This is a genomic window from Oerskovia sp. USHLN155 (genome assembly GCF_037145535.1).
Lineage (GTDB): Bacteria > Actinomycetota > Actinomycetes > Actinomycetales > Cellulomonadaceae > Oerskovia > Oerskovia rustica.
Genome location: NZ_JBBCXG010000012.1, coordinates 58,955 through 84,347 on the forward strand (window position 1 = coordinate 58,955; position 25,393 = coordinate 84,347).

Annotated in this window: 23 protein-coding genes and 2 tRNA genes; 10 read left to right on the forward strand and 15 right to left on the reverse strand. The window is 73.8% G+C overall.

Going from position 1 to position 25,393, the window contains the following annotated elements; genetic code table 11:
• Window positions 1-53 precede the first annotated feature (53 nt).
• From ald to WFH32_RS16810, 3 genes are all read right to left on the reverse strand, one after another.
• Window positions 54-1,169, reverse strand: coding sequence for an alanine dehydrogenase (ald, locus tag WFH32_RS16800; RefSeq protein WP_336708462.1), 1,116 nt, complete (start codon window positions 1,167-1,169; stop codon window positions 54-56).
• 174 nt (window positions 1,170-1,343) lie between these two features.
• Window positions 1,344-2,549 (reverse strand): RtcB family protein, encoded by a 1,206-nt coding sequence (locus tag WFH32_RS16805; RefSeq protein WP_336708463.1) that lies wholly within the window; start codon window positions 2,547-2,549, stop codon window positions 1,344-1,346.
• Between the two features lie 169 nt (window positions 2,550-2,718).
• Window positions 2,719-3,930: an AI-2E family transporter gene (locus tag WFH32_RS16810; protein ID WP_225228014.1), complete on the reverse strand. Its 1,212-nt coding sequence runs from the start codon at window positions 3,928-3,930 to the stop codon at window positions 2,719-2,721.
• A 277-nt stretch (window positions 3,931-4,207) separates the two neighbouring features.
• On the opposite strand from WFH32_RS16810, the gene WFH32_RS16815 reads away from it, so the two are divergent.
• Together WFH32_RS16815 and WFH32_RS16820 are read left to right on the forward strand one after the other, a co-directional pair.
• Window positions 4,208-4,292 (forward strand) — tRNA-Leu (locus WFH32_RS16815).
• Between the two features lie 88 nt (window positions 4,293-4,380).
• Window positions 4,381-4,465: transfer RNA gene (locus WFH32_RS16820), tRNA-Leu, on the forward strand.
• Window positions 4,466-4,569: 104 nt separating this feature from the next.
• On the opposite strand, the gene WFH32_RS16825 is transcribed toward WFH32_RS16820, so the two are convergent.
• The 7 genes from WFH32_RS16825 to WFH32_RS16855 form a co-directional block, all read right to left on the reverse strand.
• Window positions 4,570-5,130 carry a M15 family metallopeptidase gene (locus tag WFH32_RS16825; RefSeq protein ID WP_191796005.1) on the reverse strand — a complete coding sequence of 187 codons (561 nt, stop codon included), beginning with the start codon at window positions 5,128-5,130 and terminating at the stop codon, window positions 4,570-4,572.
• 139 nt (window positions 5,131-5,269) lie between these two features.
• Window positions 5,270-6,745, reverse strand: a complete 1,476-nt coding sequence (locus tag WFH32_RS16830) for an LssY C-terminal domain-containing protein (RefSeq protein ID WP_336708464.1) — start codon at window positions 6,743-6,745, stop codon at window positions 5,270-5,272.
• A 90-nt stretch (window positions 6,746-6,835) separates the two neighbouring features.
• Window positions 6,836-7,057, reverse strand: a complete 222-nt coding sequence (locus tag WFH32_RS16835) for a hypothetical protein (RefSeq protein WP_336708465.1) — start codon at window positions 7,055-7,057, stop codon at window positions 6,836-6,838.
• Window positions 7,058-7,115: 58 nt separating this feature from the next.
• A complete protein-coding gene (locus tag WFH32_RS16840; protein WP_336708467.1) occupies window positions 7,116-8,054 on the reverse strand; it encodes a DNA-3-methyladenine glycosylase family protein in 939 nt (312 codons plus the stop codon).
• Window positions 8,051-8,677 (reverse strand): methylated-DNA--[protein]-cysteine S-methyltransferase, encoded by a 627-nt coding sequence (locus WFH32_RS16845; RefSeq protein WP_336708468.1) that lies wholly within the window; start codon window positions 8,675-8,677, stop codon window positions 8,051-8,053. Before WFH32_RS16845 ends, WFH32_RS16840 begins: the two co-directional genes overlap by 4 nt.
• Complete coding sequence (locus tag WFH32_RS16850) at window positions 8,674-9,216, reverse strand: RNA polymerase sigma factor (protein ID WP_191796008.1); 543 nt, start codon at window positions 9,214-9,216, stop codon at window positions 8,674-8,676. Before WFH32_RS16850 ends, WFH32_RS16845 begins: the two co-directional genes overlap by 4 nt.
• 64 nt (window positions 9,217-9,280) lie before the next feature.
• Window positions 9,281-9,886, reverse strand: a complete 606-nt coding sequence (locus tag WFH32_RS16855) for a methylated-DNA--[protein]-cysteine S-methyltransferase (RefSeq protein WP_336708470.1) — start codon at window positions 9,884-9,886, stop codon at window positions 9,281-9,283.
• 135 nt (window positions 9,887-10,021) lie between these two features.
• On the opposite strand from WFH32_RS16855, the gene WFH32_RS16860 reads away from it, so the two are divergent.
• From WFH32_RS16860 to leuS, 5 genes are all read left to right on the forward strand, one after another.
• Window positions 10,022-10,831 (forward strand): metal-dependent hydrolase, encoded by an 810-nt coding sequence (locus WFH32_RS16860; protein WP_191796010.1) that lies wholly within the window; start codon window positions 10,022-10,024, stop codon window positions 10,829-10,831.
• Between the two features lie 247 nt (window positions 10,832-11,078).
• Entirely contained in the window at window positions 11,079-11,990 is a 912-nt protein-coding gene (locus WFH32_RS16865) for a serine protein kinase RIO (RefSeq protein ID WP_318244070.1), read from the forward strand.
• 27 nt (window positions 11,991-12,017) lie between these two features.
• Window positions 12,018-12,932, forward strand: a complete 915-nt coding sequence (locus tag WFH32_RS16870; RefSeq protein WP_191796011.1) for a Gfo/Idh/MocA family protein — start codon at window positions 12,018-12,020, stop codon at window positions 12,930-12,932.
• Window positions 12,933-12,941: 9 nt separating this feature from the next.
• Entirely contained in the window at window positions 12,942-13,358 is a 417-nt protein-coding gene (locus WFH32_RS16875; RefSeq protein ID WP_191796012.1) for a hypothetical protein, read from the forward strand.
• 150 nt (window positions 13,359-13,508) lie between these two features.
• Complete coding sequence (gene leuS / locus WFH32_RS16880; protein WP_191796013.1) at window positions 13,509-16,073, forward strand: leucine--tRNA ligase; 2,565 nt, start codon at window positions 13,509-13,511, stop codon at window positions 16,071-16,073.
• A gap of 17 nt (window positions 16,074-16,090) precedes the next feature.
• On the opposite strand, the gene WFH32_RS16885 is transcribed toward leuS, so the two are convergent.
• Complete coding sequence (locus tag WFH32_RS16885; protein ID WP_191796014.1) at window positions 16,091-16,486, reverse strand: DUF952 domain-containing protein; 396 nt, start codon at window positions 16,484-16,486, stop codon at window positions 16,091-16,093.
• A 50-nt stretch (window positions 16,487-16,536) separates the two neighbouring features.
• Between WFH32_RS16885 and WFH32_RS16890 the strand changes: the two genes are divergently transcribed.
• The 3 genes from WFH32_RS16890 (at window position 16,537) to WFH32_RS16900 (ending at window position 18,311) form a co-directional block, all read left to right on the forward strand.
• Window positions 16,537-17,277, forward strand: coding sequence for a TetR/AcrR family transcriptional regulator (locus tag WFH32_RS16890; RefSeq protein ID WP_336708472.1), 741 nt, complete (start codon window positions 16,537-16,539; stop codon window positions 17,275-17,277).
• A gap of 10 nt (window positions 17,278-17,287) precedes the next feature.
• Window positions 17,288-17,752, forward strand: coding sequence for a GNAT family N-acetyltransferase (locus WFH32_RS16895; protein WP_191796016.1), 465 nt, complete (start codon window positions 17,288-17,290; stop codon window positions 17,750-17,752).
• A gap of 88 nt (window positions 17,753-17,840) precedes the next feature.
• Window positions 17,841-18,311, forward strand: coding sequence for a hypothetical protein (locus WFH32_RS16900; RefSeq protein WP_191796017.1), 471 nt, complete (start codon window positions 17,841-17,843; stop codon window positions 18,309-18,311).
• Between the two features lie 150 nt (window positions 18,312-18,461).
• Here the strand turns inward: WFH32_RS16900 and WFH32_RS16905 are convergent, their stop codons facing one another.
• The 4 genes from WFH32_RS16905 to WFH32_RS16920 are packed head-to-tail and all read right to left on the reverse strand — an operon-like array spanning window position 18,462 to window position 25,061.
• Entirely contained in the window at window positions 18,462-18,935 is a 474-nt protein-coding gene (locus WFH32_RS16905) for a hypothetical protein (protein ID WP_336708473.1), read from the reverse strand.
• Between the two features lie 24 nt (window positions 18,936-18,959).
• Complete coding sequence (locus WFH32_RS16910) at window positions 18,960-22,580, reverse strand: error-prone DNA polymerase (RefSeq protein ID WP_336708474.1); 3,621 nt, start codon at window positions 22,578-22,580, stop codon at window positions 18,960-18,962.
• Window positions 22,573-24,255: a DNA polymerase Y family protein gene (locus WFH32_RS16915; RefSeq protein WP_336708475.1), complete on the reverse strand. Its 1,683-nt coding sequence runs from the start codon at window positions 24,253-24,255 to the stop codon at window positions 22,573-22,575. The genes WFH32_RS16910 and WFH32_RS16915 overlap by 8 nt, the downstream gene beginning before the upstream one ends.
• Window positions 24,252-25,061, reverse strand: a complete 810-nt coding sequence (locus WFH32_RS16920; RefSeq protein WP_336708477.1) for a hypothetical protein — start codon at window positions 25,059-25,061, stop codon at window positions 24,252-24,254. The genes WFH32_RS16915 and WFH32_RS16920 overlap by 4 nt, the downstream gene beginning before the upstream one ends.
• Between the last annotated feature and the right edge of the window lie 332 nt (window positions 25,062-25,393).

Sequence of the window (25,393 nt, forward strand, 5' to 3'; positions counted from 1 at the left end):
AGCATGCCACCGCATGGCGAGGGTCGACAGGGCATTTCGGGAAGCGACCGGCGCTACTCCCCCAGGACGTCCACGACCCGCGCCCACGGCAGCCCGAGCGCGACGGCGACCTGCTCGTTGACGAGCGTCCCGGCCACGGTCGTCAGCCCGGTGCGCAGCAGCGGGACGCTGCGCAGCGCGCTCGTCCCGCCGTCCGCGAGGAGCGCGAGGTACGGCAGGGTCGCGCTCGTCAGGGCGTGCGTGCTGGTCACGGGGACCGCACCCGGCATGTTCGCGACGCAGTAGAACGTGGAGCCGTGCACGCTGAACGTGGGGTCGTCGTGCGTGGTGGGGCGGGAGTCCTCGAAGCAGCCGCCCTGGTCGACGGCGATGTCGACGAGGACCGACCCGGGCTTCATGCGGGACACGAGGTCGTTCGTCACCAGGCGCGGAGCGCGGGCCCCTGCGACGAGGACCGCACCGATCACCAGGTCGGCCGCGAGCACCTCCTGCTCGATCGCGTACGCGCTCGACGCGACGGTCCGCAAGTGGCCCGCGAACTCCTGGTCGAGCGCGCGCAGCACGGGCAGCGACAGATCGAGGATCGTGACCTCGGCACGCATGCCGACCGCGATCTCAGCCGCGTGCCGCCCGGCGGTCCCGCCACCGAGGATCACGACGCGTCCCGGCCTGCTGCCGGGGACGCCGCCGAGCAGCACGCCCGATCCGCCCGCCGGCCGCATGAGGTGGTACGCACCGACCTGGGTCGCCATGCGCCCGGCCACCTCGCTCATGGGAGCGAGGAGCGGCAGGGAGCCGTCGGGTGCCTGGGCGGTCTCGTACGCGACCGCGGTGGTCCCTGCGTCGAGCAGCGCGGCCGTGCCGAGGGGGTCGGCGGCCAGGTGGAGGTAGGCGAACAGCAGCAGGTCGTCGCGCAGCAGCGGGTACTCGCTCGGCACGGGCTCCTTGACCTTGCACACGAGCTCGGCCCGGCCCCAGACCTCCTCGGCCGTGTCCAGGACGTGCGCGCCCGCGAACGCGAAGTCCTCGTCGGAGATGGCCGAGCCGGTCCCTGCACCGGCCTGGACGAGGACCTCGTGGCCGGCGGCGACCAGATGATGGGCGCCCGCAGGGGTCAGCGCGACGCGGTACTCGTTGTTCTTGACCTCGGCAGGTATCCCGATCCTCATGCCGCCAGCGTGTCGCGTGCACGCCGATCGCGCGCGCCGAGGGCCCCGGGAGCGCACCCTCGTCGAGGGGTGCGCTCCGCCGTCGGCCCCCGTCCTGGTGCCGAGAACGGGGTTGAGGTCATTCCCGACCGGGAGACGACCTCAACCTCGTTCTCGGCACCCCAGGGCGGCCGGTCAGTCGCCCTTGACGTTGACGATCTGGCGCAACGTGTGGCGGACCTCGACGAGGTCCGCCGCGTCCTGCATGACCCGGTCGATCGACTTGTAGGCCGCCGGGATCTCGTCGATGAACGCGTCGGTGTCGCGGTACTCGATCCCGGCCATGGCCTCACGGAGCTGGTCGTGCGTGAACGTCTTGCGCGCCTTGCTCCGCGAGTACTCGCGCCCCGCACCGTGCGGCGCGGAGTCGAGCGCGAGCGGGTTCCCCTTGCCCACGACGACGTAGGACGCCGTGCCCATGGACCCCGGGATGAGCCCTGGGTCACCCTCGCGGGCACGGATCGCGCCCTTGCGCGAGACCCACACGTCCTTACTGAAGTGGTGCTCCTGCTCGGTGAAGTTGTGGTGGCAGTTGATGCGCTCGGCCTCGTCGACCGGGGCGAGCCCCGACCAGGTGTCGAACGCGGCCGCGACGCGGTCCATCATCTCCTCGCGGTTGAGCAGGGCGAAGTGCTGGGCCCACCGCAGCTCACGGATGTACGCCCAGAACTCGTCCGTGCCCTCGACGAGGTACGCGAGGTCCTTGTCCGGCAGGTCGATCCAGTACCGGGTCATGAGCTCGCGCGCGACCGCGATGTGGTGCTGCGCGATCTTGTTGCCCACGCCGCGCGACCCCGAGTGGAGGAAGAACCAGACCCGGTCCTCCTCGTCGAGGCTGACCTCGATGAAGTGGTTCCCGGACCCCAGCGACCCAAGCTGCAGGCGCCAGTTCCCGGCGTATCGCGCGGGGTCGAACCCGGCCTTGCCCGCGAGCGCCTCGAGCTCGGCGACGCGGGCCGTCGCGGTGTCGGTCAGGCGCTGGTTGTAGGAGCCGGCGCTCGTCGGCACGGCCTTCTCGATCGCGAGCCGCAGGTCGCGCAGCGCGGTCCCCGCGATGTCGGCGGCCGTGTACCGGGTACGGACGGCGACCATGCCGCAGCCGATGTCCACGCCGACCGCGGCGGGGATGATCGAGCGCAGCGTCGGGATCACCGAGCCGACGGTCGCGCCCAGGCCCAGGTGGGCGTCGGGCATGAGGGCCAGGTGCGGGTGGACGAACGGCATGGTCGACGTGCGCTCGGCCTGCTCACGCGCACCGTCGTCGAGGATCGAGGCCCAGCTCCACAGGGTCTTGGTCAGGCGGGTCGCCGCGTTCTTCGACGCCCGGGGGTTCGTGGTCATGGCGAGAACTGTGGCAGGTCGCCGGGTGCGGCGGCGAGCGATTTGCGCCGCTCGTCCGGATGCCGTCGCGCGGGCGCGGGGCGACCGAGGGACGCCGCCTCAAGTAGGCGAGACCACGTGCGCGGGGTGCGCGGCGCCGTCGGGCACATGCCCGACGGCGGGGCCCGCCTCAGGCGTCGGCCGTCGCCTCCTTGTCCTTGCCGGTCGAGCCGCCGTTCGAGGAGCGTTCCTTGCCGGAGAGCGCGATCTCCTTGGCCGTGGGGATCTCCTTCTCCATGGGCGGGTCCTTGCGACGCAGCTTGCTGAACACCGCCCACGCGACCGCGACCAGCGGCACGGACACGACGGCGCCGAGGATTCCCGCGATGAACGTCCCGGACGTCACCGCGAGCGCGACCACGACCGGGTGCAACGAGACCTGCTTGCCCATGACCAGGGGCTGCAGGATGTGTCCCTCGAACTGGCCGATGAGGGCGATGAAGATGCCGACGAGCGCCGCGTTGACGATGCCGTTCGCCGCCAGCGCGACGACCATCGCGATGACCATCGCCGCCGGGGCGCCGATGAGCGGGATGAACGCACCGATGAACACGAGGACCGCGAGCGGCGCCGCGAGGGGCACCCCGAGGACGACCAGGACGATCGCCGCGAGGATCCCGTCGGCGAGGGCGATGATGACCGTGCCCCGGGCGTAGCCGGAGAACGTGTACCACCCGGCGCCCCCGGCCAGCGTCCAGGTCTCGCGCGAGCGCGCCGGGAGCTGGTTGAGGAACCACGTCCACATGTCCTTGCCACGAGCCAGGAAGAAGACCGTGCAGAAGATCGCGAGGGCGAGGACCGCGAACGCCTCGAAGACCGAGCCGGCGCTCGCAGCGGCCTGGCTCGCGATGTCTCCCCCGTGCTCGGTGATCCACTTGCGGCCGTTCTCGATCCAGGTGTCGACGTCGTCGGACGTGATCGTGACGGGGAGCGGGCCGTGCTCCAGGAAGTCGAAGATCTTCTCGATGCCGGTGTTGAACTGCCCGGCGAGGCTCTCCCACTGGCCCGCGACCGAGGTGACGACGTACGTCAGCAGACCGCCCAGCACCAGGAAGGCCGAGAGGAGCGCGAGCCCTGTCGCGAGTCCTCGCGGCATGATCTTGGCGTACCAGTCGGTCACGGGGTTCAGGACGGAGCTGATGACCAGAGCCAGGAAGACCGCGATGAAGACGATCTGCACCTGGGCCGTCGCGTAGAAGACCAGGCCGACCGCCGCGACCAGCAGCAGGATCCGCCACGACCAGCCAGCGCTCGTGCGCAGCCATGTCGGCACCGAGTCGTCGACCCCCACGACCGAGGGGTTGCGGCGTGCGCCCGCGACCTTCTTGGCCGCCGGGCTCAGGCCCGCCAGGTGCTTGACGGACGCCGCCGGGCGGTCCGCCCCGCTCCCCGGGCTCGACGCCGTGACGTCGTCGGGTCCTGCGTCCTTGTCCTCAGCCACGAGCACCCCATCCGCTGTCGGTCCGCCGGTGAAACCACCCCTGACCTGCACCGACCGGTGCGACGGGTCCAGGGACGCTCCCCAGTCTGCCCCACGGGCCGGATGCACGCTCGGTGCCCGAAACGTGTTATGTTTTTCCCCGCAAGGCCCCCGGCGGGAACGCCGGGACCTGACACCTGTCCGGGTGGCGGAATGGCAGACGCGCTAGCTTGAGGTGCTAGTGCCCTTTATCGGGCGTGGGGGTTCAAGTCCCCCTCCGGACACTCGTTGAGACAGCGAACGGCAGAGCGGACCAGGGAAACCAGGTCCGCTTCGTCGTGCGAGACCCCGGTGGCAGCATCGGAGACACCCGTCCGGGTGGCGGAATGGCAGACGCGCTAGCTTGAGGTGCTAGTGCCCTTTATCGGGCGTGGGGGTTCAAGTCCCCCTCCGGACACTCGTTGAGACAGCGAACGGCAGAGCGGACCAGGGAAACCAGGTCCGCTTCGTCGTTTCTGCACACCGGCCGCTCGACGTGTCGATCGCGGGGCCCTCGTGCGCTCAGGCGCGGTACACCCAGTGCCACGGTTCGCGGGGCGTGTCCTCGACGAAACCGAAGCGCTCGCCGTTGGTCCGCATCCAGGCCTGCGCCTTGGCGTCCAGGCCCAGGTCGACCGCGAGGCCCCACCCGTGGGCGCTGGTTCCCGGCTCGGCCGCAAGGCCCCCTTGGGTGTAGAGGCCCTTGCGCTGGGCGACGTCGACCTGCGCCTCGTAGGACCGGTACGAGTCCGTGATGCCGATCTGGACACCGTCACGGGCCGCGGCGGCCATGAGGGACTCGAGCGCCTGCCCGGCCGGCGCCCAGAGCCGATGGCCGGTCGTCCCGACCTCCTGCAGAGCAGTGCGCGGGACCTTGCCGTTGCCGTAGGCCGCGAGCTCGCTGGGGACGCCGTCGACCGTGCGAGCAGGGCCGACAGCGGTCGAGTCGTCGACCACGGCGCTGAGGACCTGGTCGAAGCGCACGCCGGAGTCGGCGACGACCGGCGTCCTGGTGGCTTCCGCGGTGCGGAACGTCGCTTCGATGTCAGCCACCCGCTGCGCGATCGACGTGATGGCATCCATGCAGGCCCTTCCCTTCCTCCGTGCGGCGTCGAGGGCATGGTGCCGTGAGCTTCCGGCGCGCCGCTCCCTGGGCTCCTATGCACGGTCCCGGGACGTCTGCGACCTCGGGCGTTGCCCGTCACCTTCGGGGCTGAGTGCGTCACCCGCGGCGCACGGCCCGGCGCTCGAGCCGTAGCTCTCGGCGGCTCTTCGCGTACGCCGCCGCGTCCCGGCTCGAGAGCGTGAGCAGCATCAGGATGTCGAGCGCCACGGTCAGCAGCGTCGTGCGGAACGTGATCTGGTTCCCGGACACGGCCCACCCGACGAACGACGACGTCGTGCTGATCGTGGCGAGCACCATGACGAGGTCCCGCGCCCAGTTGCGGCCCTTGTAGACGCGCCAGGCCAGGAAGAGCTGGAACAGGGCGACGAGCGAGAGCAGCACCACGACGAGGACCAGCAGCGGTCCGGACGCCTGGTCGATGTCGGCCTGGGTCACGTCGCCGCCCAGGAAGAGCGAGCGCAGCGTCTGGTCCCAGTGCAGCGCGAGGTTCGCGAGCCAGATCAGGTCGGCCACGACGCCCAGCACGACGAGCAGCGCCCCGACCGTGGTGGCCGCCGGTCGGCGCGCGGCGCGCTTCGTGGCGTCGCCCGCGCCGTCGGGTCCGGCCGCGAGGCTCGCCGGCGCCGCGTGGGCCACGGGCGCTGCGACGCCCCGGACGTCCGCGACCGGGAGGTCGCCGTCGGTGCGGATCGCGTCGCCTCCGCCGTTGCGTGCGTGGTACCCGGTCGAGAAGTCCTCGATGACCTCGACGTCGACACCCACGTCGGCACCGAGGAGCGTGGCCACGACGTGGTCGCGCTCCTGGTCGGTGTCCGCCTCGATCTTGTGCGTGACCTGGAGCGTGAACAGGGAGAAGCCCACCGAGCGGTCGTACGTGCCCGCCGCGAGCCAGTCGACGCGACGTCCGCCCGGCAGCGGCCAGCCCGGCGGGCAGCGCCAGAACCGGATGTGGTGGCGTCGCGACGGGTTCCCCTCGACCTCCTGCTGGAACGCGAAGTCCTGCTGGCGCCCGAAGAGGAACAGCGGGCTCACGGGCGCCTGGTCGTAGCTGCGCCGGCTGAGCGTGGCCGCGACGATGCGTCCGCTCGAGGCGAGCGTGACGTCGTCGGCGAGCGTCCATCCTGCGGCCTGCATCGCGGCCCGGACCTGTCCCTCCTCGCCCAGCAGGGCGAGGTTGACGGGGTCGCCCAGCAGCCCGTTGGCCGTGCGCGTGCGGCCGATGAAGTACTCGGGGACGTAGAGCGTCGTGAGGATGCGGTGCAGTCGCGGCAGGGCCAGGTAGGCGATGACGAGCCACACCGCGACGACGTAGAGGATCGCGAACCAGCCGAGGTGGATCGACTCGCTCAGCACGAGCCACGCGAGCCACACCGCCGCGAGGCCCGCGAAGACGAAGAAGAACCCGTCGCCCAGCTCGACGAGCCGGCGGCGCAGGCCGCGCCGGCCGGGCGGACCGGTCGCCTCGGGCTGCCCGTCGGCGGCCTCGGCCTTGGCCTCGGCCGGACGGTTCGCAGGCGCGTCGATGCGCGCAGCGGTGCTGCGGGCGGCGTAGGGCGCGCTCTCGCGGGTCACGCTCCCACCCTAGGTCGCGCGGCGGGTTCAGGCCGGACGAGGGGCGCGTCCGGCCGCCGCTCGGGCGGAACGCGCCCAGGGCGCCTGGTCTCAGACCGAGCAGTCGCAGACCGGGTTGAACTCGACGACCTGGTCGCCGAGCTCGGGGTGCGCCCACGCCTGGGCCTCGGCGAGCGAGGCGAAGCGGCGCCCCGCGAGGCGACCGTTGGCGAACAGGACGCCGGCCTCGATCTGGTCGCGCACGTCGTCGGGGTCAGGGCTCGCCGTGCTCACCGGGCTCGTGGTGCTCATCGCTGTCGTCACCGTTCTCATGGGGCGCGCCTTCCCGTCGGTGGTCCTGCTCCCAGTATCGCGCCGTCCGCACGGTGCGTCAGTAGGCCGTGTCCGTCCAGAGGTGGAAGAGGGCGTACGCCCGCACGGGAGACCACGCCTGCGCCGTCGCGGCCGCGGCGCGCGCGTCGATCCCGCCGAGGGCCTTGCGCAGCACGAGGTCCCCGGGCACGAACCCGTCGCGGTCCCCGAGGACCTTGACCGACAGGTAGTCCACGGTCCAGGGCCCGACACCCGGCAGGGCCAGCAGCCGGGAGCGGGTGTCCGCGAGCGCCGCCGGGTCCCCCGCCGTGCCCGGCCCGAGCGTCAGCCCGTCCACGCAGGCCGCGGCGAGCGCGAGCAGCGTGCGGGTCCGGGCTCCCGTGATCCCGACGGCGGACTGCAGGTCCGTGGCCTGCGCGCCCGCGAGCGTGTCCGGGTCGGGGAAGAGCCGCAGGCCTTCCGAACCCACGACGTCCGCGTCGCGCCCGTACGCCGCCGTGAGCCGCCCCGCGAACGTCCGGCACGCCGCGAGCGAGACCTGCTGACCCAGGACCGTCGTCACCGCGGCCTCGAAACCGGACGGGTGCCCGATCACACGCAGCCCGGGTCGCCGGGCGAGCAACGGCGCGAGCAACGGGTCGGCGCCCAGGACGGCGTGCACGGTCGCGAGGTCGGCCTCGGTGTCGAACCAGCGGGCGACCAGGGCGCACACCTCCTCCGGGTCGGAGCCGCTCCCCCGCACCTCGATCTCCTCGGGCGTCAGCCGCACCGTCACGGCCGCGGTGCCCGAGCACGTCTCGACGAGCCGCGTCACCTCCCCGCGGTCGACGTCGAGGCGGTCGACACGGTCGACGCCCGGCACGGCGTGCGCGACGAGCGTCGCGAGGGCCGAGGCCGCGTCGAAGGGCAGCACCACGGGCACGCGCCGCGACCAGGCCCCCGCCTCGGGCGCACGGGCCGCCGGGGCGGTCGCGGCGCCGTCGGGCAGGGCGGTCATGCGGCTCGCTCCAGGGCGAGCAGCAGGCGCTTGGCCTCCGCGCCGCCCGCGTAGCTGCCCGACGTGCCGTCCGAGCGCACGACCCGGTGGCACGGCACCACGAGCGGCAGCGGGTTCTTGGCGCACGCGGTGCCCACGGCCCGCACGGCGCGCGGGCTGCCCGCGGCCGCCGCGACCTGCGCGTAGGACTCGGTGCGGCCGTAGCCGATGTCGCGCAGGTGGGTCAGGACCTCGCGCCGGAAGGGTCCCGAGGCCATGGTCAGGTCGAGCGTCAGGTCGAACGCGCGGCGCTCGCCCGCGAAGTACTCGTCGATCTCGGTCGCGAGCCGGTCGAGGCGTCCGGGGGCGCGCAGGACGCGCGGGCTCACTGTGCGGGCGATGCGGTCGAGCACGGCGTCGTGGCCCTCGACGTCGAACGCGATGCGCACGACGCCCTGGTCGGTCGCGGCGAGCAGCAGCGTGCCCACGGGGGTGTCGAGGGTGCGGTAGGCGACGTCGAGCAGGCCCGACGACGCAGCGCCCGCAGCGAGGCGGTCGTGCAGCCGCGAGAGCGTGGCCTGGGAGTCGGGGGTGGTACCGAGGGTCGCGAGGAAGGCGACGTCGTCGAACGAGGTGTCGTTCATGAGGCACTTCCTTTCGAGGCGCGAGCGGAGGGGGCACGCGCGGCCGAGGGGCCGGCGGGCGGGTAGGTGCGCCGCAGCGTCGCCATGCCGTCCGAGGCGGCGCGGCGCGCGGCCTCGGTGGTGCCGCCGAGGATCGCGGCGACCTCCTGGTAGGGCAGCCCCGCGACGTGGTGGTAGGCCACGGCCTGGCGCTGCTTGGGCGGCAGGGCCGCGAGCGCCCGCCACAGGTCGTCGTCGCGCTGCTCGACGCCCCGTTCGGGGAGGCCGTCGCGGCTGGGCTCGTGGGTGAGCCCGGCGACGTCGGGCACCGCGATCGGGGCGCGGGCACGGACGCGGGTGACGTCGATCGCCTTGCGGTGCGCGATCGTCACGAGCCAGGCCTCGACGTTGGCCCCCTCGTCGAGGCGCGGGTACGCCTTGAGGGCCGACAGGAAGGTCTCGGACCACGCGTCCTCGGCGTCCACGGGGCCGAGGACCGCGCGGCACACCCGCAGGACCGTGGCGCCGTGCTCGGCGACGACGCGTTCGAAGGGCTTCACGTCGGGTAGACGGCCCGGGTGCGCGGGACGTGAGGTGCCCGACGGCGCCGCACGACGTCGACCATCAGAAGAGCCTGCTCGCGCGCGTCTCGTCGGACTCCTCGAGGGCCAGGAGGAACCGCTTGCGCTCGAGCCCGCCCGCGTACCCCGTCAGGGAGCCGTCGGCCCCGACGACGCGGTGGCAGGGCACGACGATGCTCAGCGGGTTCTGGCCGTTGGCCGCACCGACGGCGCGGGCCAGGTTCCGGTCGCCGAGCGCGAGCGCGAGGTCGCCGTAGGACCGCGTCTCGCCGTACGGGATCTGGGCGAGCAACGCCCAGACCTTCTTCTGGAAGCCGTCCCCGACCGGGGCCAGGTCCAGGTCGAAGTCGCGCCGCGTCCCCGCGAAGTACTCGCCGACCTGGACGCGGACCTCCTCGAACGCGTCGTCGTCGCGCTCGCCGAAGGTCTCGCCGGTGGGGCGTCGCCTGTGGGCGTCGAAGTACAGCGCGCGCAGCCCGTCGGCCGTGCCGACCGCGGTGAGCTCGCCCACGGGCGAGTCGAAGACTGCGTGCCGCACCGTCCTGTCGGCCGGTGTCTCAGGGGTGCCGGGGCCCTCGGGCCGGTCCAGCAGATCCGACACGGCCGTGCCTCCCGTCCTGGTCGTCGCCTGCTCGTCGTGGTGTCCCATGCACTGTAGACGCCGGGGTCCGACAAGACGTGAGGTCGGGTGTCGGTCCCTGGCGGGTAGGGTGTGCTGTCGCGTCGGGACAGACCGCGCGAACCACGCTTGCTGGACGAACACGACCGACGGGACGAACGCATCATGATGGGTGGCCACCACGCCGCCTGCGGCGCGGCCGCATGGGTGGCGGTCACCTCGACCGCCCCGTACACGCTCGGCATCTATCCCGTCTCGGACGTGGGCGTCATCACGGGCGCGATCGTGTGCGCCGGGGCGGCCCTGCTGCCCGACGCCGACCATCACTCGGGCACCATCGCGCACTCGCTGCCGCCCGTCTCCGAGGGCGTCGCGAACCTCGTGGAGACCATCTCCGGCGGGCACCGCCGCGGGACGCACTCGATCCTCGGGATCGCGGTCTTCACCGCGCTCGCGTGGCTCGCGGGCCTCGTGACGTACGAGTCGGACACGTTCGGGACCGTCGCGGTCGGGGCGGGCGTCGTCGCGATCCTGCTCGTCGCGTTCGCGCTCAAGGCCCTCAAGCTCACGCGCGGCGGCAAGCTCGGTCCGTGGATCGGGTCGATCACGATCGCCGTGCTCGTCGCGCTCCTGGCCCCCGAGGAGTGGAACTGGCTCCCCGTCGCGGTCGGGCTCGGCGTCACCGTCCACATCATCGGCGACGTCATGACCACGGGCGGGTGCCCTCTGCTGTGGCCGATCACGTTCAAGGCGCCGCGCTGGGTCCGCAGGACCAACGTGCTCAACGACATCTGGCGCCCGGGCGGCAACTTCGCGCTGCCCGTCCTGGGCAACGCCGGGTCCGTGCGCGAGTGGCTGTTCCTGATCCCCGTCACCGCGTACGCCGTCGCGGGCGTCGTGTGGTCGCTGCTGACCCAGATGGGTCTCGACACGAGCGGTACGTACACGCTGCTCGTGTCCTCGTTCGGGGTCTGACGCCCGCTCCCTCACGGTTCGTCGAGGGCGGTTCCGCGCGAAGGTCGTTAATTCCGTTGCCCGCCCCCGCCGCCGGGTGCGAGGGTGGGCACGTTCGCCGGAGAAGGTCCGGCGCGAGCGCGCAGCCGGGGGCTGCGAGAAGGAGAGGTGTCGTGATGACCGTCGTCGTCGTTCCCCACACCTCCACCTTCCCGAGGAGCCCCAGCCGCTGACGCCGGCTCCTCACCTCACCCGAGGAGCCCCACCCGTGCACGAGCACATCGACCTTCCCGCACTCCCCCGCTACACCGGCGCACCCGAGGCGTTCGACGCCTCCGGCACCGACCCGTACGACCTCGACCCGGACCTCCACCCCGACCAGCGCTGGTCCACGTGGTCCAGCGTCGAGAAGGGCATGCGCGGCCCCGAACCCCGACCCGGCTGGGTCGTGACCGCCGACGCCGCGATCGACACCGACCTCGGCGTCCTCAAGACGGGCAAGGAGGCCGACGTCTTCCTGCTCGAGCGCGCGGTGCCCGACGACCCCGGCCAGTTCTCGCTGCTCGCCGCCAAGCGCTACCGCAGCTCCGAGCACCGCGCCTTCCACCGCGACTCCGCGTACGTCGAGGGGCGCCAGGTCCGGCGCTCGCGCGACCGGCGCGCGATCGAGCGCAAGTCCTCGTACGGGCGCGAGGCCGCAGCCGCGCAGTGGGCCAACGCCGAGTTCGCGGCACTGACCATGCTGTGGTCCGCGGGCGCACCCGTCCCGTACCCGGTCCAGATCGACGGGACCGAGATCCTCATGGAGTTCGTCGGGGAGCACGCGAGCAGCGGCGAGATCGACGGGTCGCCCGCGAGCCGCGTCGCGGCCCCTCGCCTGGCCCGCGTCCGGCCCGACGGCGGCACGGTCGAGGCGTACTGGGACCAGCTCCGGCACGCCATGGGCGTCCTGGCAGCGCACGGGTACGCGCACGGCGACCTGTCTCCCTACAACGTGCTGGCCCAGGGCGAGCGCATCGTGATCATCGACCTGCCGCAGGTCCTGGACCTCGTCGCGAACCCGCACGGCACCGACCTCCTGATGCGCGACTGCCGGACCATGTGCGCGTGGTTCCGCTCCCGAGGGCTCGACGTCGACGAGGGCGAGCTGTTCGCCGAGCTCATCGCGCAGGCGTGGTGAGCTGGTCCGGTCAGGAAGAATGACCGGATGACCCAGACCCTCCGCCTCGCGCTCGTCGGGCTCGACTCCTCGCACGCCGACCAGCACGTGCGCCTGCTGAACGTCGAGCAGCGCTTCCCGGGCGCGCGGGTCACGGTCCTCGCGGACGGTGACCCGCTGCGCGTCGCGGAGCTCGCCGAGCGGAGCGCGGCGGCGGGCGTCCCGGTCCGGGCGGGCGGGCCCGACGACGTCACGTCGGTCGACGCGGTCGTCGTCGCCCACCGCGCGGGCCGGCTCCACCACGCGGCGGCCCTGCCCTTCGTGCGGGCCGGGCTGCCGGTGCTGGTCGACAAGCCGTTCACCGCATCGGTCGCCGACGCCGTGGACCTCGTGACCGCGGCCCGCGCGAGCGGGGCCGTGCTGTCCTCGTGCTCGGCGTTGCGCTTCGTGCCCGACGTCGCACGGCTGCGGGCCGCTGCCCTCGCGCACGGCGAGATCACGACGCTGACCGTGTCCGGTCCCGCCGACCCGGGCTCGCCCCATGACGGCCTGCACTTCCTCGGCATCCACCTCGTCGAGGCCGCCCGCTCGCTCCTCGGGGGCGACGCCGACCTCACGTGGGAGGAACCCGCCGTCGGGCACGAGGACGACGCCGTGACCGCGACCGTGACCGCGACGACGGGCGGACGCGACGTCGTCGTGCGTGTGCGGTGCGTGGACCCCGCCGCGCATCCCACCCAGCCGTTCCACGCGTCCGTGACCACGACGGGCGGGACCGTCGAGGGCGACCTGGACGTCGGGCAGGACTACCTCGAGCCCGTGCTCGCACACTTCCTCGCCCAGGTCGCCGGGACCACCGCACCCGACACGCGCGCCCAGCTCGTGGGCCCGGTCGCGCTCCTGGCCGCGGTGCAGGCGGCGGCTCGGGCGCCATCTCGTGCGGGCTCGGCGCACCCGGCCTAGCGTGAACGGATGACGACCCCCACGTCCGACGCGACCGCCTACGACCACGACGACGTCCAGAGGTTCCTCAACTCCTACGGCGTGGCGCTCGCCGCCGGCGACCTCGACACGATCGCCGAGACGTACGCGTTCCCCGCGCTCGTCGTGACCGACGAGGCCTCGGTGCTCATCAGCGAACCCGACACCGTGCGCGAGTCCTTCCGGGGCGCGGCCGAGAGCTACCGCGAGCGCGGGCTCGTCGGGGCGGTCGCGCAGATCCGGTCGCTCGGGACCACGAGCGCTGGCCTCGTGTGGGCCGACGTGCGATGGAGCTACCGCGACGAGTACGCGGCCGAGGCCGACACCGAGAGCTTTCGCTACCTGCTGCGGCGCGGGCGCGACACGTTCCAGATCTGCGTCGTCGTGCCCGTCGACCCGTTGGCGTGAGACGGGCCGGCTGCTAGGCTCCCCGCCATGCGTTCCTCGCTCCTCCTTACACCGCCGCGCTGACGAGGCACGATCAGCGCGGCAGCCCCTCGTACCCCGAGGGGCTTTTTTGTGCCCACGCACAGGACGGAGCACCGCTGAGGAGAAGCCATGACGCAGGACCAGGACACCACCGCGACGACAGCGCCCATCCCGCCGACCACCACGGGCCGGGCCCGGCACGCCGAGGTCGAGGACCACTGGCAGGAGGCCTGGGAGACGCTCGGGGTGTTCCGCGCCCGCGACGACGGGGCCCGCGAGCGCCGCTACCTGCTGACCATGTTCCCGTACCCGTCCGGTGACCTGCACATGGGCCACGCCGAGGTGTTCGCGCTCGAGGACGTCGTCGCGCGCTACTGGCGCCAGCTCGGGCACGACGTGCTGAACCCCATCGGGTGGGACTCGTTCGGGCTGCCCGCCGAGAACGCCGCGATCCGCCGGGACGAGCACCCCGAGGTCTTCACCGAGACCAACATCGCGACCCAGGCCCGCTCGATCCGGCGCTACGGGGTGTCGTTCGACTGGTCACGCCGTCTGCAGACCTCCGACCCGGCGTTCATGCGGTGGACGCAGTGGCTGTTCGTGCGCCTGGTCGAGCGTGGGCTGGCGTACCGCGCCACAGCCCCCGTCAACTGGTGCCCGCAGGACGGGACCGTGCTCGCGCACGAGCAGGTCGTGGACGGAGCCTGCGAACGGTGCGGCACACGGGTCGTCCGGCGCGACCTGACCCAGTGGTTCCTGCGCATCACCGACTACGCCGACCGGCTCGTCGACGACATGGACGCGCTCGTCGGGCACTGGCCCGAGAAGGTCCTGGCCATGCAACGCCACTGGATCGGACGCAGCGCAGGGGCGCGGGTCGACTTCGCGCTCGTCGACGGGGTGGACGCACGCGGTGCCCGGACGCCGCACGCGGGCCGGCGCACCGTGTCGGCGTTCACCACCCGGCCCGAGACGCTGTTCGGCGTGACGTTCCTGGCCGTGGCCCCCGACGCCGACGTCGCCCGCGAGCTGTGCGCACCCGAGCACGCCGAGGCGCTCGAGACGTACCGCGCCGCGAGCCTGGCCCTGAGCGACATCGACCGCCAGGCCACCTCGCACGAGAGGACCGGTCTCTTCCTGGGGACCTGGGTGGAGCACCCGGCGACGGGCGAACGACTGCCCGTGTGGGCCGCCGACCACGTGCTGCCCGGGTACGCGTCGGGGGTCGTCATGGGAGTCCCCGCGCACGACGAGCGCGACCGGGCCTTCGCCGCACGCCACGGGCTGGCCGTGCGCCCGGTCCTGACCACCGCGCCGGGCGACGGGACCTCGCAGGCGCGCGACGTCGTCGTGCACTCGGACGGAGGTGGGCTGACGCTCGACGGCCTGTCCCCCGCCGAGGCCGCCGCGCGCGCCACGACGTGGCTGTCCGCCCAGGGGCGCGGCGGGCCGCAGGTCGTGCACCGCCTGCGCGACTGGCTGGTCTCGCGCCAGCGCTTCTGGGGAGCCCCCGTCCCGATCGTGCACTGCGCCGCGTGCGGGGAGGTCCCCGTGCCCGACGACGAGCTGCCCGTCCGCCTGCCCGACCTGCGGGGCGAGGCCCTCGCCCCCCGCGGGGTCTCTCCCCTGGCCGGTGCCGAGGACTGGGTACGCACCACCTGCCCGCGCTGCGGGCGCGAGGCCCGACGGGACACGGACACGCTCGACACGTTCGTCGACTCGTCCTGGTACTTCCTGCGCTACTGCTCCCCGGGACACACGGAAGGGCCGTTCGACCCCGAGGCGGTGCGTCGATGGATGCCCGTGGCGCAGTACGTCGGGGGCGTCGAGCACGCCGTCCTGCACCTGCTCTACAGCCGCTTCGTGACCAAGGTGCTGCACGACATGGGCCTGGTCGACGTCGTCGAACCGTTCGCCACCCTGCTCAACCAGGGGCAGGTGATCAACCAGGGCCGGGCCATGAGCAAGTCGCTCGGCAACGGCGTGGACCTCGGGGCCCAGCTCGACGCGTACGGGGTCGACGCGGTGCGGCTCACGATGGTCTTCGCCGGGCCGCCCGAGGACGACGTCGACTGGGCGGCCCTGTCCCCCGGGAGCATGCAGCGGTTCCTGGGCCGGGTGCTGCGCGTGGCCCAGGACGTGACGAGCCCGGCCGTCGCCCGCGCATGGTCGACGGCCAGCCCCGCGGCGACAGGCGGCGATGCCGCATTGCGCCGGGTCACGCACCGGACGGTCCACGACGTCACCGGGTCGCTCGACACGTCCCGGTTCAACGTGGCCGTGGCGCGCGTCATGGAGCTCACGAACGCGGCACGGCGGGCGATCGACGCCGGACCGGGGCCTGCCGACCCCGCCGTGCGGGAGGCAGCCGAGTCCCTCGCGATCCTGCTGAGCCTGTTCGCCCCGTACACGGCCGAGGAGATGTGGGCAGCCCTCGGGCACGCCCCCTCGGTCGCGGTGGCCGGATGGCCACCGGTCGATCCCGCCCTGCTGGCCGAGTCGACGGTCGAGGCCGTGGTGCAGGTCGACGGCCGCGTGCGGGACCGGGTCATGGTGGACGCGGCGGTCGGCGAGGACGAGCTCCAGGAGACTGCGCTGGGGCGCGAGGCCGTCCGGCGCGCCGTGGCCGGGCGCGCGGTGGTCCGAGTCGTCGTGCGGGCACCGCGGGTGGTCAACGTCGTCACCCGGGGGTGAGGCGGTCGGAGGTACGGTCAGGGGCGGACCGAGAGCCCCGACAGGTCCGGGACCACCCACCGGCCGGCGACGCGGTCGAGCTCGACGACCGCCGCGACCGTCCGCCCGTCCATGGGGAACGCGCCCAGGATCCGTGGGACCAGGCCACCGGGGGCTCCGTCCTGCGGCTCCCAGGCGACCTCGATGCCCTCGTCCGCGAGGGAGTCCTCGTCGATCACGGCGAGGACGAGCGGGATCGAGGCGTCGGCGTAGCGGCCGTCGAGCACCGACGGCAACCCCGCCAGGGTCGTCGCATGGACGAACCCCTCGACCTCGTACAACGTGTTGCGCGTGGCGACGTTGTACTCGCCGAAGCGCTCGCAGGCCTCCCAGTCGTCGCTGAAGGCCACGTGCAGCACTCTGTGTCCACCCACCGGTGATCTCCTCGTTCGCAGAAAATGAAACGCGACCGTATCATTAATGCATGACGACGACAGCGGACGGATCGACGGGCCCGGCGACGGCGCGACGCCCCGGGCGGCCACGCACGGCAGAGCGGGCGGCTCGTCGGGCCGGGCTGCTCGACGTCGCGATCCAGATCTTCGGCGCGCGCGGGTACGGCGCGACCACGATCGAGGCCGTCGCGAGCGAGGCAGGCGTGACCAAGCGCACCATCTACCAGCACTTCACGGACAAGGCCGGGCTCTTCGTCGCCGCGGTCGAGAGCCAGCACGCGCACGAGCACACGATCACCGGGGAGGACCTCGAGTCGCTCGCCACCCGGATCGTCCACACCCTGCACGGCGACCAGGCGGTCACCCTGCACCGGCTCGTCATCGCGGAGGCGCTGCAGTTCCCCGACCTGGCCGCGGCGTTCTACACCCACGGGCCCGCGAGCTCGACCGAGGCGCTCGCCCACCACCTCGCCGTGCACCTCGGCGCCGCCCCGAGCGCCCCGAGCGCCCTGAGCGCCCCGAGCGCCCCGAGCGCCCCGGTCGACGATGCCACCCGCTCGCTCGCCGAGGCCCTGTACACGCTCCTCCTCGGCGAGGCGCACCGGCGACGCCTGCTCGGCCTGGCTCCCGCTCCGACCGTGGCGCAGGCGCGCGAGCACGCCCACCGCGCGGTCACGACCGTCTGCGGGCCGCGCCGTCCCCTGCCCGACCTCCCGGGCGACGAGCTCCGGCACCCGCGGCGTCGCAGGGCCGCATCCACCTCGGACTAGGCTCGACCGCATGATCCTGCGTGCCTACGACGAGTCCGACGCGGAAGCGACGCTCCGCGTGTTCCTCCGAGCCGTGCGGGTCACGGCGAGCAAGGACTACTCGCCCGAGCAGATCGCGGCCTGGGGGTCGGACGACATCCCGCTCGACGTCTGGGCGGTCAAGCGCCTGCAGACCGGCACGGTCGTCGCCGTCGAGGGCGACGAGGTCCTCGGCTTCAGCGACGTCGACGAGCGCGGGTACGTCGACATGATGTTCGTCGATCCCGCGGTGACCCGACGCGGCGTCGCGTCCGCGCTGCTCGAGCACGTGACGCGCGCAGCCCGCGAGCACGGAGCCGTCGAGCTCACGACGTACGCGAGCCTCACCGCACGTCCCTTCTTCGAGAAGCACGGATTCGTCGTGGTCGAGGAGCGTCAGCCCGTGCTCCGAGGTGTCTCGCTGACCAACTTCAGCATGCGCAAGCCGCTCGCCTGACCGCCACGCGGTGCATCACCGTCGGTCCGGGCGGTCTCCTTCCAGGTAGCGGGTGCATCCGCGCCCGCCCACCGAAGGAGGGGGCACCATGGCACTCACGACCAGCGCGCTGACACTCATCGGCCGACGGCACCCAGCGATCTTCGACCTGCTGGGCAACCCGTACGGCCCCTTCACCAGTTCCCGAGGGGCCGAGGTCTTCCTCAACCCGCAGCCGCTGCCGCCCGGACCTCCGGACGGGATGCGCACCGGGTTCCACGCGGGCGCCGCGCTCGTCCAGCTCGCGTTCACGGCGCACCACCTGCACGTCGGGTTCGACGTCGACGTCGACGACTGGTGCCCCACTCCTCCGCGGCGCCCCCAGCTTCCGCCGTGGCCGGGCCCTCGCCCGCGCCCGTGGCGCTTCGAGGTGGTCGACGAGAGCTGGGGTGTGGACTACGTGCTCGGCCTCGCGACGTCGCTCGAGGTGTCGGCCTCCGTCTGGGAGGGCTTTGCCGGGGCAGACGTCCTGGGCGGTGTCCACGGCCGGGCCCTGGAGATCGGGGCCAAGCAGGGGTAGGCGCCGACCGGTCGAGATGCGGCCAACTGGGGTTCCTCCGGCGAAACGACCCCAGCTGGCCTCATCTCGACGGGCCCGCTCCCGCGTCACAGCACCGTGAGCCCGGCGCTGCCCGTCGTACGCGGCCGCGGTGTGCGGCGAAGCCCCCGGTCAGCCTTCCTGCGCGACCAGCACCGACACCGCGACGCCCGCCCCCGTGCCCGCCTCGACGGTGACGGCATGGCTGAGGCCCAGGTCCACCTCGTCGGCGGTCGTCAGCGCGACGTACCCCGTGTCCCCGGGGCGGAACCCGCACGAGACCGTCCCGAGGTCCGCCCCGTCGAACCCCACGTGCGCGTCGCCGTCGCCCTCGCACGTGACCGCCACGGTGAGCGGCGCAGCGCTCGGTGCGTCCGCTCGGTCCGCGACCTGGAGCGCACCGGGCTCGACTGTCAGATCGATCGCCGAGCGCCCGCTCGAGGACACGAACGCGACGCCCGACGTCAGCTCGCTCTGCGCCTCCAGGAGATCGTCGGGCGTGACCGGGTCCACCCCGCACCCGGTCAGCAGGACGAAGGCGGCAGCGGCACCCCCGGCAAGGAGAGCGGGCATCGATCGACGGCTGGCGCGTGCAGGTCCGGTCATGGGCCCGAGTATGCCAGCGGAGCCCTACTGGAAGTCCCGCGACCGCGACGCGACCTGCAGCGACAGCGGCGCGAGGTGCTCCGCGAGGAGGTTCGTGGCGCCGTCGGCCCGTTCGAGACGGCCCCGCACCACGAGCGCGGGCGACGACCGCGCGACCCGCCGGAACCGTTGCCACAGGCCGGGCGTGCAGATGACGTTGAGCAGCCCCGTCTCGTCCTCGATCGACAGGAACGTCACGCCGCCCGCCGTCCCGGGGCGCTGGCGGTGGGTCACGACTCCTCCGACCGCGACCCGCCGACCGGCCTCGTGCACGACGGCCTCCGCGACCGTGATGACCCCGGCCCGTCGCAGCCCGGGGCGCACGTACCGGGTCGGGTACGAGTCGGTCGAGACGCCCGTGGCCCACACGTCCGCGACGGCGGTCTCGACCTCGCTCATGCCCGGCAGCGTGGGCGCCTCGACCCCGACCGAGACCCCGGGCAGCGTGTCCGGCCCCTCCTGGGCGAGCGCCCCCGCGGCCCACAGCGCCTCGCGCCGGGCCACGCCCAAGGACTCGAGCGCGCCGCCCGTCGCGAGGGCCTCGAGCTGGGTCGTGGTCAGGTCGACACGCCGCACCAGGTCGCGCAGGTCCGTGAACGGCCCGGCCGCCCGCGCCGCGACGACCGCCTCCGCAACCGGGTCCCCCACCCCGCGCACGCTGCCCAGCCCCATGCGCACCGCGAGGGACAGGTCGGGGTGCGCGGCGCCGTCGGGCCGCACGTCCCTGCCCGACGGCGACCCCTCCTTCGCCGCCCGGCTCGCCGACGCGCGGGGCAGCCGCTCGACCCCCGCCTTGACGCCCGACGCGTTGACGTCCGGGCGCAACGCCGTGACCCCGTGACGGCGCGCGTCCGCGACGAGCGACTGCGGCGAGTAGAACCCCATGGGCTGCGCCGCGAGCAGGCCCGCGTAGAACGCGGCCGGGTGGTGCACCTTGAGCCACGCGCTCGCGTACACGAGGTACGCGAACGAGTAGGCGTGCGACTCGGGGAACCCGAAGTCCGCGAACGCCTTGAGCTTGTCGAAGATCTGCTCGGCGACGTCCGGGGCGACCCCGTTCCTCGCCATGCCGTCCAGGAGCCGCCCGTGCAGCGCCTCCATGCGCTCGACCGACCGCTTGGAGCCCATCGCGCGGCGCAGCTGGTCCGCCTCGGCCGCGCTGAAGCCCGCGACGTCGATCGCCATCTGCATGAGCTGCTCCTGGAAGAGCGGCACGCCCAGCGTCTTCGCGAGCGACTTCTCGAGCAGCGGGTGCAGGAACGTGACCTTCTCCCGGCCGCGCGCACGGTTGATGTACGGGTGCACCGAGCCGCCCTGGATGGGGCCGGGACGGATGAGCGCGACCTCGATCACGATGTCGTAGAACGTGCGCGGCTGCAGGCGCGGCAGCGTCGCCATCTGGGCGCGCGACTCGACCTGGAACACCCCGACCGTGTCCGCCGCGCACAGCAGGTCGTACACCGCGGGGTCGTCGTCGGGCAGCGAGTGCAGCTCGAGGGCGAGCCCCTCGTGCTCGGCGATCAGCTCGAACGCGACCCGGATCGCCGTGAGCATCCCCAGGCCCAGCAGGTCGAACTTCACGAGCCCCGCGTCCGCGCAGTCCTCCTTGTCCCACTGCAGGACCGTGCGCCCTTCCATGCGCGCCCACTCGACCGGGCACACCTCGATCACCGGGCGGTCGCACATGACCATGCCGCCCGAGTGGATCCCGAGGTGCCTCGGGAGTCTCAGGAGGCGCTCCGCGAGGCTCAGCACCGGGCCCGGGATCTCGCCCTCCTCGGCTGCCGACGGCGGACGGCGCGCGGGCACGACGTCGTGCGGGTCGTCGGAGCGCAGCGTGGGGTCGTCCCGCCTGTCGTTGTCGTCGTGGGCGAGCGGGTCGACGACGCGACCCGACAGGTCGGGGGTCCAGTCGGCGTGACCTGCGTGCGGGCGGTCGGGGCGGCGCCGCTGCGCACGCTGCCGGGGTTCGCCGGTCCCCCAGACCTCGGCCGTGCGGGCGTCCTTCGCCGCGGTGCGGGTCACGACGGCGGGCGCGGCGGCGACCCCAGGGGCCGACCCGTGCGCCCCGCGCCGCGCGATCGCCTGGTCGCGGACCGCCCGGTCCGCCGCGGGGCTCGACGGGTCGGGCCCGCGCAGCGACCCCCAGCGCTCGATCGACTTGCTCCACGCGTCCTGCTGCCCGACGTCGTGCCCGAGGGCCCGCGCGGCGTCGCGCACCGCGGACTTCGGCCGGTAGGAGATGACGTTGGCGACCTGCGCCGCGTGCGTGCGCCCGAACCGCTCGTACACGTACTGGATGACCTCCTCGCGGCGCACCGACTCGATGTCGACGTCGATGTCCGGGGGGCCGTCGCGCTCGGGCGCGAGGAAGCGCTCGAACAGCAGACCGTGCTTGACGGCGTCCACGGCCGTGATGCCCAGCGCGTAGCAGACGGCCGAGTTCGCGGCCGAGCCGCGCCCCTGCGCGAGGATGCCGCGGGCGCGGCAGAACTCGACGAGGTCGTACACGATGAGGAAGTACCCCGGGAAGCCGAGCTGCTCGATGATCGCGAGCTCGTGGTCGATCTGCCGCCACGCCCCGGGCTCGTGCTCGGCCCCTCGGGGACCGTAGCGGTCGGTGCCCCCTCGCTCCACGAGCACGCGCAGCCACGACCTCTCGTCGTGCCCCGCGGGCACCGGGTACGGCGGCAGCTCGGGGGCCACGAGGCGCAGGTCGAACTGGCACTCGGCGCCCAGCTCCGCCGCGGTCGCCACGGCCTGCGGGTGGCGGCGGTGCCGGTCGAGCATCTCGGCCGCCGAGCGCAGGTGCGCGGTGGGGGCACCGGGCAGCCAACCGTCCATGTCGTCGAGCGACGACCGGGCGCGCACGGCCGCGAGCGCCCCCGCGAGGGCGGCGTCGCGAGGGCGCGCGTAGTGCACGTTGCCGGTCGCGACGAGCGGCAGGTGCGCGCCCGCGGCGAGCTCGGCGAGCGCGTCGCACAGGTCGCTGTCGCGGGGGTCGCCCGCGTCGGTGATCTCCACGGCCACGTTGTCGGCACCGAAGACCTGCACGAGCCGGTCGAGCTCGCGCCGGGCGGCCCGCGGCCCCTCGGTGAGAAGCGCGGAGCGCACGGCACCCTTGCGGCAGCCCGTGAGGACGAGCCACTGGCCGTCCGACTGATCGCCGAGCCGTTCGAGCCGATAGTCGGCCGCACCCTTGGTGCCCGTCGCGAGGTGCGCGGTCGCGATCGCGCTCGACAGGTTGCGGTACCCGTCCGGGCCGCGGGCCAGGACGAGCAGGTGGGACGCACGCGGGTCGGGCACGCCCGTGGGCGCGTCCAGGACGGGGGCGGCGCCGGGGGCGGGCGCGACGGGCAGGTGCAGCTCGGCGCCGAACACGGTCGGCAGGGACACCGCGCGCGCGGCGGTCGCGAAGCGCACGACCCCGTACAGGCCGTCGTGGTCCGTCACCGCGAGCGCGGACAGCCCCAGGTGTGCGGCCTCGGCCGCGAGCTCCTCGGGGTGGCTCGCGCCGTCGAGGAAGCTGAAGGCCGAGTGCGCGTGCAGCTCGGCGTAGCGTGGCGTCGGGCGCGCCCCGGCTCCCGGCGGGGCGGCCCTAGTCATAGACGGCCTCCACGGTCCACCGTCCCTGGGCGCTCGCGAGCAGCACGCCGCGCCCGTCGTCGAGCAGCACCTGGAGGTATGCCCGACGGCTCGGCGTCTCGCTCCACCAGCGTTCGGCGAGCGGCCACGGCCCGGCCCAGCCGAGCACCCGCCTGCTCGCCCCGGCGCGTGGCGCGAGCCATCGCACGGTCACGGGCGGTGCGCTCATCGCGAGGCGCACGTCGACGCGGACGGGCGCTCCGGCGTCGTCCAGGACGGTGACGTCCTCCGGGACGTCCAGGACGAGGGCGGGCGCGGGCTCGGGCAGGCGCCCCGGCCACGGCAGGTCCGCGCGCCGCGGCGCGGGGGCCGCGTCCCCCCAGGGCGCGAGGTGGACCTGGTCGTGGACGTCGCGCCCGCCCTGCGTGACGACGCTCAGGACGCCGTCTCCGCCCAGGAGGCCCTGGACACGCCCCAGGGCGCGCTGGGCGCGGGCGTCCTCGCCGCTCGACGCGCCCCACAGCCGCGGCTGCTCGACGCCCGCGGCCACGACCTCCTCCGCCGTGATCGCGAGCCGCACGAGCGGCGAGGGCCGGTCCTCGGGCCGGTCCGGCAGGTCGTCGTGGCTGGTCTGTGCATGGTGGTCCCGGCGCGTCCCCCGACCCTGCCGCTGCCGCTGCCCCAGCGCGACGCGCGACGCCGTGAGCCACCCCTCGAGCTGCCAGCGCACGCGGTCGGTGATGCGGGCCGCGGTGAGCCCGCCCATGGCGCCGTCGTCGCAGCGCCAGGTCCGTTCGAGCTCGCGCCCGTCCTCGGTGCGGGCCGTGATGCGCAGCCGCCCGCACGACGAGGACCGCTCGACGAGCTGGGCGTGCAGGTCCTCGGCGAGGCGACGGGCCGCGAAGGTCGCGACGTCGACGCGCTCGGCGGGCGGGTCGAGCTCGCACTCGACGGCGACGTCCGCCTCGATACGGCGCCTCGCGGGCGGGCGCAGGTCCTCGCCCTGCGCGAGGCGCTGCGCCCAGGCCCCCAGGTCGCCGAAGCGGGACAGGACGCTCGCGGCGGGCAGCGCCGCGAGGTCCGCGAAGGTCCGCACGCCGAGGCGGCCCAGGAGGTCGACGAGCTGCGCGACGGGCTGGGCGTCGCCCACCACGACGTGCGCGAGCTCGCCCAGCGGGCGCGGGGCCAGGTAGGCCCGGGAGGTCCCTGCGGGCACGACGAGCGAGGCCCGCGCGCCCAGCACCGCGGCCAGGATCCCGTCGGCGACGCCGACCTGGCTCTCGTGGCCGGTGTCCGCCGCGACCCGTTCGACGAGCACCTGCGCGAGGCGCTCCTCGGTGCCGTGGTAGCGCGCGGGGCCGCCCGAGGGCAGGAGCAGCAGGCCCGGGCGCGCGACCTCGATGCCCGCGACCACGGTCTCGGCGGCGAGCGCGACGGGCTCGAACTCGCGCGCGTCGCGCGCGTCGTCGGCGTCGAGCAGCGCGAGATCGGGGCAGCACTCCTGCGCCCGACGGCGTCGCATCCCCCGGCGCACGCCCTGCGCCCGCGCGGTGGCCGAGACCGCGAGGACGCGGCGCCCGTCGTGCGTGGCCGCGGGCACGTGCGCGGGGACCTGGGCCGTGCCCATCGCGGCGACGACCGGCCAGTCCGGCACCCACAGGACCGCCGTGCGGGTGGCGGTGGTCTCGGCGCTCATCCGACGAGCCGGAGGCCGGGCGGGGTCTTCTCGACCTGCCGCGGGTTCTTCACGGCGCCCCCGCGCAGCGGCAGCTCGACCTGGCGCTCGATGCCTCGCGAGGCGCCGGCCCGCCCGCTGCGCTGGACCGTGAGCCGGCGCCTGCGCAGGTACCCGGCGCCGTGGTCCGTGCCGGACCACGTGCCCTCGCGGACCGTGAGGACCACGTGCGCCCCGGCCCAGGGCTGCGCCGCGACGAGGAGGTTCCCGCGCTCGCGGGCCCGGGAGGTCAGGCGTCGGCGGTCGGCGTCGGTCAGCGCGGCCTGCGGCCCGACCACGACGACGTCGATGCCGTCGAGCAGGGCCGCGACGGCCGCGGCGGCGTCGGGGCCCGGGGACGGGACGAGGGCGACACGGGCGAGGTCGATCCCGGCCTCGGCGGCCGCGAGGACCCCGAGCCGCGGGAAGCCGACCATCGCCGTCCAGGCCCCCGTGCGCGATGCCTCGGACAGCAGAGCGAGCAGGAGCGAGGTCGAGCCGTCGACCACCACGGCGGTGCCGCGCTGGAGCCCGCCGAACGGGAGCAGGTCGGCCAGCTCGTCGGGGACGGGGAGGAGCTTCTCCTCCCCCGTGCTCCCCGGTGCGCGCCGGGCCGAGAGCTCCGCGCGGCGCAGCACCGACCGGGCCAGGAGCGCCCGCTGGGCGTGCGTGGGCTCGGCGGGCGCGAGCGGGTCGGCGAGATCGATCGCCGCCCGCGCGGCGGTGGTGGTGACGGCGGTCACGGGGCCGTCCAGGGCCTCCCGGAGGGCGTCGTCGACCAGGGTCATGACACCTCCTGCACGCTCGAAGACATTCGAACAGATGTTCGAACACTTCCAGTACACGCGCTCCCCGAGGGGGTGTCAACTCGTCTCACCCGGTCGCCGCCAAGAGTCGATCCCCGCTTGAGACTTTCACCACCACGCAACCATCAACCTCGGATGCAGGCATTCCGGAAGCCTCAGGCGACACCTCAGGCTCGAGCCAGAAAGGGCGAGATATCAACGATTCTGGACCTCGAACCCGTCGCCGGGGGCAGCGTGCGAACCCTCGACCCGGCGACGAAGGCCACGAGAACACGTGCCGATCGCTCGAGAGCGCCCCACATGCCCGGACCCCC

Excerpts from the sequence above, each read along its gene's own strand:
- WFH32_RS16910 (WP_336708474.1), bottom strand. The coding sequence starts at position 22,580 with ATGACTAGGGCCGCCCCGCCGGGAGCCGGGGCGCGCCCGACGCCACGC.
- leuS (WP_191796013.1), top strand. The coding sequence starts at position 13,509 with ATGACGCAGGACCAGGACACCACCGCGACGACAGCGCCCATCCCGCCG.
- WFH32_RS16915 (WP_336708475.1), bottom strand. The coding sequence starts at position 24,255 with ATGAGCGCCGAGACCACCGCCACCCGCACGGCGGTCCTGTGGGTGCCG.
- WFH32_RS16805 (WP_336708463.1), bottom strand. The coding sequence starts at position 2,549 with ATGACCACGAACCCCCGGGCGTCGAAGAACGCGGCGACCCGCCTGACC.
- WFH32_RS16855 (WP_336708470.1), bottom strand. The coding sequence starts at position 9,886 with ATGGGACACCACGACGAGCAGGCGACGACCAGGACGGGAGGCACGGCC.
- WFH32_RS16890 (WP_336708472.1), top strand. The coding sequence starts at position 16,537 with ATGACGACGACAGCGGACGGATCGACGGGCCCGGCGACGGCGCGACGC.
- WFH32_RS16920 (WP_336708477.1), bottom strand. The coding sequence starts at position 25,061 with ATGACCCTGGTCGACGACGCCCTCCGGGAGGCCCTGGACGGCCCCGTG.
- WFH32_RS16860 (WP_191796010.1), top strand. The coding sequence starts at position 10,022 with ATGATGGGTGGCCACCACGCCGCCTGCGGCGCGGCCGCATGGGTGGCG.
- WFH32_RS16875 (WP_191796012.1), top strand. The coding sequence starts at position 12,942 with ATGACGACCCCCACGTCCGACGCGACCGCCTACGACCACGACGACGTC.
- ald (WP_336708462.1), bottom strand. The coding sequence starts at position 1,169 with ATGAGGATCGGGATACCTGCCGAGGTCAAGAACAACGAGTACCGCGTC.
- WFH32_RS16835 (WP_336708465.1), bottom strand. The coding sequence starts at position 7,057 with ATGAGAACGGTGACGACAGCGATGAGCACCACGAGCCCGGTGAGCACG.
- WFH32_RS16900 (WP_191796017.1), top strand. The coding sequence starts at position 17,841 with ATGGCACTCACGACCAGCGCGCTGACACTCATCGGCCGACGGCACCCA.
- WFH32_RS16825 (WP_191796005.1), bottom strand. The coding sequence starts at position 5,130 with ATGGATGCCATCACGTCGATCGCGCAGCGGGTGGCTGACATCGAAGCG.
- WFH32_RS16870 (WP_191796011.1), top strand. The coding sequence starts at position 12,018 with ATGACCCAGACCCTCCGCCTCGCGCTCGTCGGGCTCGACTCCTCGCAC.
- WFH32_RS16895 (WP_191796016.1), top strand. The coding sequence starts at position 17,288 with ATGATCCTGCGTGCCTACGACGAGTCCGACGCGGAAGCGACGCTCCGC.
- WFH32_RS16840 (WP_336708467.1), bottom strand. The coding sequence starts at position 8,054 with ATGACCGCCCTGCCCGACGGCGCCGCGACCGCCCCGGCGGCCCGTGCG.
- WFH32_RS16845 (WP_336708468.1), bottom strand. The coding sequence starts at position 8,677 with ATGAACGACACCTCGTTCGACGACGTCGCCTTCCTCGCGACCCTCGGT.
- WFH32_RS16905 (WP_336708473.1), bottom strand. The coding sequence starts at position 18,935 with ATGACCGGACCTGCACGCGCCAGCCGTCGATCGATGCCCGCTCTCCTT.